The 12,233-nt window shown below is 71.0% G+C and carries 12 protein-coding genes; 10 read left to right on the top strand and 2 right to left on the bottom strand.

What is annotated here, in order from left to right:
- The first annotated feature begins 89 nt into the window (after positions 1–89).
- Positions 90–962: a pirin family protein gene (locus QZ749_RS23645; protein WP_296952353.1), complete on the top strand. Its 873-nt coding sequence runs from the start codon at positions 90–92 to the stop codon at positions 960–962.
- A gap of 107 nt (positions 963–1,069) precedes the next feature.
- The gene (locus tag QZ749_RS23640; RefSeq protein WP_296952351.1) at positions 1,070–1,546 is read left to right on the top strand and encodes a hypothetical protein; all 477 of its coding nucleotides are present in this window, start codon (positions 1,070–1,072) and stop codon (positions 1,544–1,546) included.
- Here the strand turns inward: QZ749_RS23640 and QZ749_RS23635 are convergent.
- A complete protein-coding gene (locus tag QZ749_RS23635; protein ID WP_296952350.1) occupies positions 1,524–2,171 on the bottom strand; it encodes a hypothetical protein in 648 nt (215 codons plus the stop codon). The genes QZ749_RS23640 and QZ749_RS23635 overlap by 23 nt on opposite strands.
- Before the next feature lie 232 nt (positions 2,172–2,403).
- On the opposite strand from QZ749_RS23635, the gene QZ749_RS23630 reads away from it, so the two are divergent.
- The 4 genes from QZ749_RS23630 to QZ749_RS23615 all read left to right on the top strand — a co-directional run bounded on the left by QZ749_RS23630 (position 2,404) and on the right by QZ749_RS23615 (position 7,558).
- Positions 2,404–3,378, top strand: coding sequence for a succinylglutamate desuccinylase/aspartoacylase family protein (locus QZ749_RS23630; protein WP_296952349.1), 975 nt, complete (start codon positions 2,404–2,406; stop codon positions 3,376–3,378).
- Between the two features lie 74 nt (positions 3,379–3,452).
- A complete protein-coding gene (locus tag QZ749_RS23625) occupies positions 3,453–3,926 on the top strand; it encodes a type II secretion system protein (RefSeq protein WP_296952347.1) in 474 nt (157 codons plus the stop codon).
- A gap of 196 nt (positions 3,927–4,122) precedes the next feature.
- Entirely contained in the window at positions 4,123–6,792 is a 2,670-nt protein-coding gene (gene pepN / locus QZ749_RS23620; RefSeq protein WP_296952345.1) for an aminopeptidase N, read from the top strand.
- 7 nt (positions 6,793–6,799) lie between these two features.
- A complete protein-coding gene (locus QZ749_RS23615) occupies positions 6,800–7,558 on the top strand; it encodes a hypothetical protein (RefSeq protein WP_296952343.1) in 759 nt (252 codons plus the stop codon).
- A 48-nt stretch (positions 7,559–7,606) separates the two neighbouring features.
- On the opposite strand, the gene QZ749_RS23610 is transcribed toward QZ749_RS23615, so the two are convergent.
- Positions 7,607–7,975 (bottom strand): hypothetical protein, encoded by a 369-nt coding sequence (locus QZ749_RS23610; RefSeq protein WP_296952341.1) that lies wholly within the window; start codon positions 7,973–7,975, stop codon positions 7,607–7,609.
- Between the two features lie 119 nt (positions 7,976–8,094).
- On the opposite strand from QZ749_RS23610, the gene QZ749_RS23605 reads away from it, so the two are divergent.
- From QZ749_RS23605 to QZ749_RS23590, 4 genes are all read left to right on the top strand, one after another.
- A complete protein-coding gene (locus tag QZ749_RS23605) occupies positions 8,095–8,535 on the top strand; it encodes a thioesterase family protein (protein WP_296952339.1) in 441 nt (146 codons plus the stop codon).
- 165 nt (positions 8,536–8,700) lie between these two features.
- Entirely contained in the window at positions 8,701–9,087 is a 387-nt protein-coding gene (locus QZ749_RS23600) for a PAS domain-containing protein (protein ID WP_296952337.1), read from the top strand.
- 21 nt (positions 9,088–9,108) lie between these two features.
- The gene (locus QZ749_RS23595; protein ID WP_296952335.1) at positions 9,109–10,440 is read left to right on the top strand and encodes a sensor domain-containing diguanylate cyclase; all 1,332 of its coding nucleotides are present in this window, start codon (positions 9,109–9,111) and stop codon (positions 10,438–10,440) included.
- The gene (locus tag QZ749_RS23590) at positions 10,427–12,220 is read left to right on the top strand and encodes a bifunctional diguanylate cyclase/phosphodiesterase (protein ID WP_296952332.1); all 1,794 of its coding nucleotides are present in this window, start codon (positions 10,427–10,429) and stop codon (positions 12,218–12,220) included. The genes QZ749_RS23595 and QZ749_RS23590 overlap by 14 nt, the downstream gene beginning before the upstream one ends.
- The last annotated feature ends 13 nt before the right edge of the window (positions 12,221–12,233 follow it).

Raw genomic sequence — 12,233 nt, 5'->3', positions numbered from 1 at the left:
GTGACGCAGGCCACACGCGAACGCGTGGACGGCGGAGCCGTCCACCCTACGGACAACGCAACACATCATTCGCCTCGAAGGAGAACACCATGATCCAGCAAACGGCAAGCCAACCGGTGACGAAGACGCGCGGCGTCGAGCGCGTGCTCGGCGGCCAGTTCGTGATGGACGGCGCCGGCGTCAAGATCAACCGCGTGCTGACGCAGCCGCTGCAGCGCCGCCTCGATCCGTTCCTGATGCTGGATGCCTTCGGCAGCGACAAGGCCGGCGACTACATCGCCGGCTTCCCCGAACATCCGCACCGCGGCTTCGAGACCGTCACCTACATGCTGGCCGGGCGCATGCGCCACCGCGACAGCGCCGGCAACGAGGGCCTCGTCACCAACGGCGGCGTGCAATGGATGACGGCCGGCCGCGGCGTGATCCACTCCGAGATGCCGGAACAGGACGAGGGCCTGATGGAAGGCTTCCAGCTGTGGCTGAACCTGCCCGCCAGGGACAAGATGAGCGCGCCGTGGTACCGCGACATCCCGACCGAGGAAGTGCCGCGCTTCGCGCTGGCGTCGGGCGCGCTGGTGCAGGTGATCGCCGGCAGCAGCCACGGCGTCGACGGCGCCGTGCAGCGCGCCGGCACCGAACCGCTGTACCTGGACATCGACCTGCCCGCCGGCGCCGTGTTCGAGCAGCCGCTGCCGGCCGGCCACAACGCCTTCCTGTACGTGTTCCGCGGCGAGGTCGTGGTCGAGGGCAAGGGCGTGCCGCAGGCGCGCATGGCCATCCTCGACAACGCCAAGGACGCCGACGGCGTGCGCATCAAGGCCGCCGAGCCGGCACGCCTGCTCCTGATCGCCGGACGGCCGCTGAACGAGCCGATCGCGCAGTACGGCCCGTTCGTGATGAATACCCAGGCCGAGGTGTTCCAGGCCGTGGAAGACTTCCGCGCCGGCCGCTTCGCCGCCTGACGCCTTTTCCTCCAGCTTTCCGCGCGGGCGGGCGGTTTCCCCACCGCCCCCCGCGTTCCGCGCTTCCGCTACACTAGCCGGCATCGCCCTATTCCCGATTTCGCCCGATGTCGCTGCTCCCCGTCCTGTCCAACCTGCTTTCGCGCGCCAGCCGCGCCCTCGGCCTGGAAAGCGTCGACCGCTTCCCGCCCGGCCACCAGTACGCGCGCACGCGCTGGGACCGCGCCTACTTCGACGTGCCGTCGGACCTGGCGCCGGCGCAGATGGAAGACGCGGTCTGCAACGCCATCGCCAACACGCCGAGCATCTTCGCCTACGTCGCGCACCCGACGCCGCGCATGCAGCGCACCCTGCTGGCGACCATCCACGCGCGCCTGCGCCGCGCAAGCACGGCGCCCACCGATCTGGTGGCCATGCTGGTGGACGCCTACGCCAGCCCGCACACGCCGGAGGCGCTACCGGGCCTGCGCGCGGCGATCGCGTCCACCGAAGGCTACGACCCGTCGATGCGGGTGGCGCATTTGCAGGCCTGGCTGCTGGACATGCCGGCGGCGTTCGACGTCATCGAGGCGCCGGGGCGCTGAGTGCGCGTTCGGCGCGGTCGTCATCCGCGCCGCGCTCCTGCTCGATGCGGGCCCGGCACAGCGTCGCCAGCAGCGACATCCCGGGCACCGTCGCGTCGTCGTGCCCGGGATGTAGCGCGGACTGCCTGACCCGGGCCCGGCGATGCTCGAGCGGCCCGAGGCGCTCGAACAGTTCGACGTCCTCCCCGGAATCGCCGACCGCCGATCCGTACACCGTCACGCGGCAAGACAGGCCATGCCCGAGATCGACCGTGGCGGGCGAGCTTCCCTCGAAGGCCGCGACCAGCAGCGCGAGCAGCGCCGCCAGCGGCCAGGCCAGCACGCACGCGCCGCCCAGCAGCAACGCGAACGGGCGTGGACGCATGGTGAACGCGAACAGCGCCAGCAGCCCCGCCGCAAGGAAGGCCGCCCACACGATCACGACGTTCGCCGCGTGGCCGGGCAGCGTCCAGCCCGTTGCCGCGCCCGCCATCGCGACGACGACCAGCGCCGCCGCGCCCAGGTTGCGCAGCGCGGCCGCCCGGCCGGCCGTGCTGCTGCGCGGCGCCAGCAGGGCCACGAGCGGGCACAGGGCCGCCGCCAGGGCGATGGCACCCAGCACCCTGCAGGCGATGTCCAGCACCATGGATGCGCTCTCCAACAAGTCAGCGAAAACGCCACTATACGGCAGCGGAGCGGCCCGGAATCTCACGCATTGTCATCGCGCCGCCGCCGCGCAGCAGGCGGCGTGCCGGGCATGCCGTCGCCGCTTCGCCTTCGCGGTGGCGCACCTGCGCCGCGCGGGTCGATGGCTGCCCCGTGCGGTCGCGCGCCCTTCCCGCTAGAATGTCGACTCCTCCACCCCGACCGCCAAACGCATGAGCACCGCCAGCCAGTACCAGTTCAAGTCCGTCAACTACACCGGCCTCCAGCCCGGCCCGAACGTCATCATCATGGGCGCCACCCATGGCAACGAAAAATGCGGCACGCTGGCGATCCGCCGCGTCATGCAGGAGATCGACGAGGGCCGCCTGCACGTCGTGGGCGGTAGCGTGACCTTCGTCCCGATCGTCAATCCGCTGGCCTACGAGAAGAACACCCGCTCGGGCGACCGCAACCTGAACCGCGACCTGTTCCCCAAAGCGCAGCCGCGCGACTTCGAGGACCAGGTCGCCAACTGGCTGTGCCCGCTGCTGGCCCGGCACGACGTGCTGCTCGACCTGCACTCGTTCAACGCGGCCCACGGCGAGCCATTCGTGATGGTCGGCCCGCTCGACAACGACGGCCCGATCGAGCCGTTCCACCACATGGCCGAGGAGCGCGCGCTGGCGCGCCGCCTGGGCGTGCGCCGCTTCGTCACCGGCTGGATGGCGGCCTACGGCGGCGGCGTGCAGCGGCGCGCGCGCGGCAACGCGGCCGAACTGGAAACCGTGATGCGCTACGGCGTCGGCACCACCGAATACATGCGCAGCACCGGCGGCTACGCGCTGACGCTGGAATGCGGCCAGCACCTCGATCCGCAGGCGCCCGAGGTGGCCTACCGCGCGATCCTGAACACCCTGGCCTTCCTGAAGATCATCGACGCGCCGGAACCGCAGCCGGTGCCGTTCGAGGAGATGGAGGCGCTGCAGATGGTCGTCGTGCACGACAAGCTGGACGCCGCCGACACCTTCGCGCGTACCTGGGCCAGCTTCGACCCGGTCGAGGAAGGCGAGCTGATCGGCACGCGCGCCGACGGCACCCCGGTGCTGGCCGAGTTTTCCGGGCGCATCCTGTTCCCGGACACGAACGCCGGTCCGAACCAGGAGTGGTATTACATGACGCGCCGTAACCCGGACTTCGGCCGCGAATAGGCCGCGCCGAATCGTGCGACAATTGCATTTTTTATAACTTAAAATCCTTCCCGGATCGATGACGGGGAGGAGCGATGCGCACAATCGGCAAGTTTCAAGGGCAAGGCGGCTTCACGCTGGTCGAACTGGTGTCGGTCATGACCGTCGTCGGCATCCTGGCCGCCGTGGCCTTGCCCAAGTATGCGAACCTCAGCGCCGACGCGCGCGCCGCCACCGTGCATTCGGCGCGCGGCGCGCTCGATTCCACTTTGGCCATGGTTCACAGCAAATACCTGGTCCGGCCGGCCGCGTATGACGACGGCACCGGCATGCCCATGGAAGACGCCACCGTCACGTTCCGCAACGGCTATCCCGTCGCCGACCGCGACCTGGCGGCAGCGGCCGGCCTCGACAAGCGCGCCAGCTTCGACGCCACCTGGACCAATGGCCGCCTGGTCGTCTCCCCGGCCGGCGTCGCCGACCGCGCGCAGTGCAACGTCACCTACACCGAGCCGGCCGCGCCGGGCACGCCGCCGGCCATCACGGCGACCGTGACCGACTGCGGCTGAGACGCCGCGCGTGTCGATATATGCATGCATATGTCGCGACACGCGATCAAGGTAAAAATCCGCGAAAAATCGTCCCGGACACAATCTCGATGGGTACGATGGCAGTTGCTGCCATGCTATTCTTGCGATCTTCCCAAGAACGTATCTTGAGGCCGCGGTCACGAGCCGCACCCCTTTCATCGTCGCAAGGATCAACGTGAACACCTTCGTACCCCGCCTGATGTCGCTCGCCGTCGCCTCCGCGCTGGCACTCGCCGCCACCTCGATCGCCGCCGCTGCCCCGGCTCCGGCCCCCGCCGCCGCTACTGCGCGCGCCGAGAACGCCTTCCTGTCGCAGGCCGATGCCGCCGCCCGCTCGGCGCGCGTGTCGAACGTCGACTACAAGCTGGACTTCACGCTGACCGGCAAGGAAACCTTCGCCGGCACCACCACGCTCGCCTTCGACCTGAAGGACAACGCCGCCGCCCTCACCGTCGACCTCGACCAGGCCACCGTCAAGTCGCTCACGGTGAACGGCAAGGCCGTCACGCCGCAGTACAACGGCTGGTTCATCACGCTGGCCGCCGGCGACCTGAAGACGGGCCGCAACACCGTCGTCGTCGCCTACGAGCGCAAGCACAGCACCAACGGCGAAGGCCTGCACCGCATGGTCGACCCGGTCGACGGCCGCGTCTATACCTATTCGCACTTCGAGCCGGCCGCCGCGCACCAGATGTTCGCCGTGTTCGACCAGCCCGACCTGAAGGCCACCTACACGGTGACGACCACTGCCCCGGCCGACTGGACCGTCGTCTCGACCACGCGCGAAACCAGGGTCGAGAACGTCGGCGACGCCCGCCGCTGGACGTTCAAGCAGACGAAAAAGCTCAGCCCCTACAACTTCTCGATGCATGCCGGCCCCTACAAGGTCTGGGAAGACAAGAGCGGCAAGTACCCGATGCGCCTGATGGCGCGCCAGTCGGTAGCAAGCCAGGTCAAGCCGGAAGAATGGTTCCGCTACACCAAGGCGGGGCTGGCCTTCTTCGACGACTACTTCGGCATCCCCTACCAGTTCGAGAAATACGACCAGCTGCTGGTGCCGGACTTCCTGTACGGCGCCATGGAGAACGCCGGCGCCATCACCTTCGCCGAAGGCGGCTTCCTATTCAAGGCCGACATGACGGCCGAGCAGCGCGCGCGCCTGGCCGGCGTCATCATGCACGAGATGGCGCACCAGTGGTTCGGCGACCTGGTCACCATGCAGTGGTGGAACGGCCTATGGCTGAACGAGAGCTTCGCCTCGTTCATGGGCACCTTGGCCACCGCCGAAGCCACCGAGTTCAAGGATGCCTGGCGCGCGTTCTATTCGCAGGGCAAGCAGGCCGCCTACGCGCAGGACCAGCGCGTGACCACCCACCCGATCGAGGTGCCGGTGCCGTCCACGCAGAACGCCTTCGACAACATCGACGCGATCACGTATTCGAAGGGCGCGTCGACGCTGATGCAGCTGCGCCACCTGCTGGGCGCCGACGTGTTCCGCAAGGGCGTGCACAACTACCTCGTGAAATACCAGTACCGCAATGCGAAGCTGGACGACTTCATCGGCAGCCTGGGCCAGGCCGCCGGCCGCGACCTGTCCGGCTGGACCAAGGAATGGCTGTACCAGGCCGGCGTCAACACCATCGCCGCCAACTACAGCTGCAAGGGCGGCAAGATCAGTGGCTTCACGCTCGACCAGAGCGCGCCGTCGGCCGCGCTGCCGACGCTGCGCGAGCAGCGCGTGCAGGTCGCCGCGTTCACCTTCGACGGCAAGGCGTTCCAGCCGGCGCGCACGGTGCCCGTCATCTACAAGGGCGCCAGGACGAGCGTGCCGGCGATGGACGGCGCGGCGTGCCCGGACCTGGTCTATCCGAACTTCGGCGACTGGGGCTTCGTCAAGGTGCAGCTCGACCAGCGCTCGTTCGCCAGCGCGCGCGCCCACCTGGCCAAGGTCGAGGACCCGCTGCTGCGCGCCATGCTGTGGCAGGCGCTGTGGGACGGCGTGCGCGACGCCAAGCTGCCGCTGAACGACTTCATCGCCACCGCCCTGAATAACGCGCCGCAGGAAAAGGACTACACCCTGCTGCTCGACATCACCGGCAAGATCGACGCGGCCAAGCGCTACCTCGACAACATCGATCCGCAAGGCGCCTACACCCAGGCCGCCACCCGCCAGCTGGAAGACATGGCCTGGACCGCGACCGAGGCGAGCAAGGGCGACGACAACTTCCAGCGCCGCTGGCTGAGCACCTACCTGGCCGTGGCCAGCTCGCGCCAGGGGCTGGACCGCCTGGCCGCCCTGCTGGACGGCAAGGTCAAGATCGAGGGCCTGACGCTGAACCAGGACGTGCGCTGGGCCATCGTCAACCGCCTGAACCGCTACGACTACCCGGGCGCCGCCGCCCTACTCGCGGCCGAACAGGCGCGCGACAAGTCCGACAGCGGCCAGGCCGCGGCGCTGGCCGCGACCGTCGTGCGGCCGGATCCGGCCGTCAAGGCCGAATGGCTGGGCAAGATCCAGGACCTCAAGACGCCGCTGCAGTTCTCGCGCATCCGCACCGCGATGGGCAGCATGTACCCGGCCGGCCAGCACGCGCTGAGCGAGCAGACCGCCGAGGCGCGCCTGCAGGGCCTGGCGGCCATCGACAAGGCGGCCGGCCCGGTGTTCATGCGTGCCTACGGCGCCTCGATGATCCCGGTCGGCTGCACGCCGGCCAGCGTCAAGCGCCTCCAGGATGCCGTCGACACGATGAAGGACCTGTCCGCCGGCACCCGCCGCAACCTGCTCGACACGCTGCAGGACGACCAGCGCTGCGTGGCGATCAAGCAGGCCATGACGGCGCAGTAAGCGGCGCATGCACTTCGGCGCCGCGCCGGCACGGGCCCCGTCGCGCGACCGGCTGGCGCTGGCGGGCACGTGCGCGGCGCACCTGCTGGCGGCGCTGCTGTGGATGCAGCAGCGTCCCGTGGCGCCGGCGCCCGACCCGGCGCGCCAGCGCGCATTCTTCGCCATCGTGCTGCCGCCGGCCGCGCCGGCGCCTCCCCGTCCCGCCGCGCGGTCGCCGGCGACCTTGCCCGCGACGTCGCCACCAGCGGCGACATCCCGGGCCCGCCCCGCCGTCCGCCCCGCCGTCCGCCCCGCCCCGCCCGGGGCAACCCCGCCCGCCCCGGTCCCGCATCCGGGACCCGTCGCCGATCCCGCGCCACCGCCCGCCGGCGCCGGTCCCGGCGACGCCGCGCCCGCGGCGGATGCGGTTGCAGCGGATGCGTCCGCCACCAGCGAGCCGGGCTTCGCCCTGGGCCTGGCGCGCAGGCAGGCCGGCCGCATCGACCGTGAACTACGCAAGGGCGGATCCGGCGTGCCGACCGAGGCGGATACGCCCTGGGGACGCTTCCGGCGCGGCGTCGAGCGCGCCCACATCGACCGCTCGATGATGCTGCTGGTCGATACCTACACGGCGCCGGACGGCGTGATCATCTACCGCTTCCGCCAGGGGAACAGCGTGCGCTGCACGCGCAGCGGCAGCGTCGGCGTGCTGCCGTCGAGCATGGCCGAAGCCGGGTCGGCGGGGAGCGTCCCCTGCCCGCGCGGCGTCGCCTGGAAGCCCGACTAGCCCGACTAGCCCGACCAGCCCGGCGCGCCGGCGCCCGGGGCCACGGCGCTACGGCGAGCGCGGCGCCGCAGCGCTGCGGTCCTCGTCCCCACCCCGTCGCGGCGCCGGATCGCGGCACAGCGCCACCAGCCGCTCCCACGCCCCCTCGGCCTGGCAGCGCAACGGGGCATGCGCCTGTAGCGCCGCGGCCAGGTCCAGCGGCTTCATCTGGTTGACGCGGACGTTGTTGGCGATCTTCACGCACAGCACGTCCTGCCACGCCGCGTCCGCGTTGCGCGGGACCGGCAGCGGCCCGCGCAGGTCGCGCGCGGCCGCCTCGCAGTCGGCCTGGCGCAGGTACTGGCCGCGCAGCTGCGCCCGGTCGAGCGAAACGTCCAGGTTCTGCTGCAGGTACAGCAGGAGAATCATCGTGTACATGGCCGCCTCCGTGCGCGTGTCGGTCGCCCGCCATTCTCGCAAATCGGCGGCGCGGCCGGCGCATGCGCGCGCGCCGCGGGACGCGTAGAATACGGCGGACACGACCACGAGGAACCGCATTGGACTGGGATTATCCGCACCCCTTCACGCTGGCGCGCATGCCGCAGGCCGCCGACATCGACGGCCTGGACCACACCAACAACGCCGTCTACGTGCGCTGGTGCGAGCAGGCCGGCTGGGCCCATTCCGAGGCGCTCGGCCTGGCGCTGGCCGACTACCGCCGGCTCGACCGCGCGATGGCGATCCGGCGCGGCGACTACGACTACCTGCTGCCCACCTTCGCGGGCGAGGCACTGGTGCTGGGCACCTGGCTGGTGGGCGGCGACGGCAGGCTGGCGATGGAGCGCCGCTTCCAGCTGGTGCGCGAGCGCGACGGCGCCACCGTGCTGCGCGGGCGCTGGGACCTGGTCTGCATCGAGATCGGCAGCGGCCGCCCGCGCCGCATGCCGCAGGAATTCGTCGACGCCTACATGCCGGCGGTGGTCGCGCCATCGTCCTGAGCCCCCGGCCGGGGCGGCCGGGACGCCGCATGGGGTGCATCAAGATAGCTACGCAGAAATGTGTAAATACTGCGCACGATTGACCCGGGTCATTTGACACAGACATGGCACCATGTCACTATCAATTTCTTGAATGCAATATCAGCCTAACCGAACCGGGAACCCATGAACGTCACCGACCTGTCCTTCGCGACCCCTGGCCTGCACGCCCTGCTGGCCGGAATGCATGCCACCGATCTCGACAGCCTGGACTTCGGCGTCATCGGCTTCGACACGAACACCAACGTGGTGCTGTACAACCGCACGGAGTCGGAGGCCGCCGGCCTGGCGCCGGCGCGCGTGCTGGACCAGCCGCTGTTCACCAACGTGGCGCCGTGCATGAACAACTTCATGGTGGCCCAGCGCTTCGAGGACGCCCACGACGAGGGCACGAGCCTGGACGACACCATCGACTATGTGCTGACCCTGCGCATGCGCCCGGTCAAGGTCCGGCTGCGCCTGCTGGCCGAACCCGGCCAGGCGCTGCGCTACGTCCTGGTCCAGCGCAAGTAATCCCGCGGGCGGCACATCCACATGAGTACCGAAGCCTGCGCGCACCTGGCCGCCGAGCACGAAGCCCTGATGCAGTTCCTGTACCTGGCCCCGGTGGGGCTGGTGCAGGCCGGCGTCGACGGCGAGATCGCGATGATCAACCCGGTCTCGGCCCAGCTGCTGATGCCGCTGGCCCGCGACGGCAGCCTGGCCAACCTGTTCGTCGCGCTGGAAGGCGTGGCGCCCGAGTTGCGCCACCTGTGCGCCACGTTCGCGGCGCCGAGCGGGATGATCTGCGACGGCCTGCACATCCAGTTGCACGCCGGCGGCGCCGGCGACCGGCGCCAGCCGCAGGTGCTGTCGCTGTCGCTGCTCAAGCTCGACGGCGAGCGCCTGATGGCCGTGCTCTCCGACGTCAGCGAACAGGTGCGCCGCGAACGCCAGCTGCGCCAGAACGACGCCTGGCTGAACGCGCTGCTGACCAGCATCACCGACTACGCGCTGGTGGGCCTGGACCGCGCGGGCCGCGTCAGCGACTGGAACCCGACCATCGGCCGCGTCACCGGCCACGGCGAGGCCCTCGTCGGCCGCCCGTATTCCGTGTTCTATCCGCCCGGCGCGACCACGGCCGAGCAGGTGCACGACCGACTGCGCGAGGCCGACCAGAACGGCTGGTCGCTGGACGAGGGGCCGCGCGTGCGCGCCGACGGCAGCCAGTTCTGGGCCAGCTCGATGATCTCGCCGCTGCCGGACGGCGACCACGCCCTGCGCGACAGCGGCGACGCCGCCTACTGCATGGTGGTGCGCGACATCAGCGACAAGCGCGACGCCATCGCGCAGCGCCGCCGCGCGGCGTTCTCGGACCACCTCACCGGCGTGGCCAACCGGCGCGCCTTCTTCGAGGCCGCCGAACTCGAACTGGCGCGCCACCGGCGCACGCCACGCCCGACGACGCTGGTCCTGCTCGACATCGACCGCTTCAAGGACGTCAACGACCGCCACGGCCATCCCGGCGGCGACGCCGTGCTGCGCGCGCTGGGCGGCCTGCTGGCGGGCGCCGTGCGCCAGGTCGACGTGGTGGCGCGCATCGGCGGCGAGGAATTCGCCGTGCTGCTGCCGTCGACCACGCTGGAAGGCGCCGTCGCCGTCGCCGAGCAACTGCGCCGCCTGGTGGCGGCGCAGGCGGTGCCGTACGACGACGCGCAGATCCGTTGCACGGTCAGCGCCGGCGTGGCGGCCAGCGACAGCGAGGCGCTCGGCCTGGACGCCCTGATGAAACGCGCCGACCGGGCGCTGTACGCCGCCAAGGCCAACGGCCGCAACCGGGTCGAATGCTGGACCCAGCCTCGAGGAGCACGCGATGACGCACGATGAACTTGCCAGCCAGGCCGAACGCATCGACGCCTACGAGGCGCTGGTGCAGTTCCTGTACCGCGCACCGATCGGCCTCGTGCAGGCCGGCCTGGATGGCGCCGTCGACATGCTCAACCCCATGTCGTCGAGCCTGCTGATGCCGCTGGCGCGCGACGGCAGCCTGGACAACCTGTTCGAGGTGCTGCGCGACGTCGCGCCGCAACTGCCGGCGCTGGCCGCCTCGTTCGGCCAGCCTTCCGGCGTGGTCTGCGAGGGCCTGCGCCTGCCGCTGGGCGCCGCCGCCGTGCCGGGCGGGCCGCAGGTGCTGTCGCTGAGCATCCTGAAGCTCGACGCGGACCGCCTGATGGCCACCGTCACCGACGCCACCGCCGAGGTGCAGCGCGAACAGGAGCGCCTGGCGCGGCGCCTGCGGACCCAGGCCCGCACCGACGCCCTGACCCGCATGCCGAACCGCGAGGCGGTGCTGGAACAGTTGCAGCAGATGCTGGCGCGCCCCGCCGGCGGACCCGGCTTCGCGCTGCTGTTCATGAATTGCGACCGCTTCCGCCAGATCAACGACGCCCACGGCCAGGCCGCCGGCGACCGCCTGCTGGTGCAGGTCGGGGAGCGCATCCGCGGCGCCCTGCGCCCGCCCTGCGACCGCATCGACCCGCAGTCCGGCGCCGGCCAGATGGCCGCGCGCGTCGGCGCCGACGAGTTCGCGGTGCTGCTGGACGGGCTGCGCGGCCGCGACGACGCCGAGCGCGTGGCGGCGCGCCTGCTCGACACGCTGGCGCGCCCGCACGAACTGTTCGGCCAGGACGTCACCTGCACGCTCAGCATGGGCCTGGTGTGGAGCGGCGACGCCGGCAACTTCGCCGGCGAGATGCTGCGCGACGCCAGCACCGCGATGGTCGAGGCCAAGCGCGCCGGCGGCGCCCGCTGCACCGTGTTCGAGCCGGCGATGCGCGAACGCGCCGCGCGCCGCGCCGACATCGAGGCCGACCTGCGCCTGGCGCTGCTGGAAGAGCAACTGTTCGTGGTGTACCAGCCGGTGGTCGGCCTGGGCGCGGACGGCGTCGTCGACCACGCGGCCGGCGTCGAGGCGCTGGTGCGCTGGCGCCACCCGCAGCGCGGCATCGTGCCGCCGATCGAGTTCATCGGCGTGGCCGAGGAATCGGGCCTGATCGGCGCGCTCGGCGACTTCGTGCTGCGCCGCGCCTGCCGCGACTTCGCCGCCTGGCAGCGCGCGCTGGGCCCGCGCGCGCCGCGCCGCATGGCGGTGAACCTGTCGCGCGCCCAGCTCGCCGAGCCGGCCTGGCCGGAAACCGTGCGCGCGGTGCTGCGCGGAGCCGGCATGCCGGCGCACCAGTTGCAGCTGGAAGTGACGGAAAGCCTGGCGGCCCAGGACCAGGAGGTGCAGCGGCGCCTGCACGAACTGAAGGGCATCGGCGTCACGCTGGCGCTGGACGATTTCGGCACCGGCTATTCGTCGCTGTCCAGCCTGCACCAGTTGCCGGTCGACACGGTCAAGATCGACCGCTCGTTCGTCTGCCAGGCCGACACCAGCAACCACCACCGCGTGCTGATCGAGGCGACGGTGAAGGTGGCGCAGAGCCTGGGCATGGGCACGGTGGCCGAGGGCATCGAGACCGAGGCGCAGGCGCGCGTGGTGCGCGAACTGCGCTGCGCCAAGGGCCAGGGCTACCTGTTCAGCCGTCCGCTGGAGTCGGAGGCCTTGCTGGCATGGCTCGCGGACGCCGCCGCCGCCGGCGCCACCACCGCGCCCGCGGCCGCGTAGGAAATCCTGGCGC

Origin of the sequence: uncultured Massilia sp., assembly GCF_913773735.1 — a bacterium.
Lineage (GTDB): Bacteria > Pseudomonadota > Gammaproteobacteria > Burkholderiales > Burkholderiaceae_D > Telluria.
The sequence above is the reverse complement of the archived record's forward strand: the minus strand, read 5'-3'. Positions and strand labels throughout refer to the sequence as shown.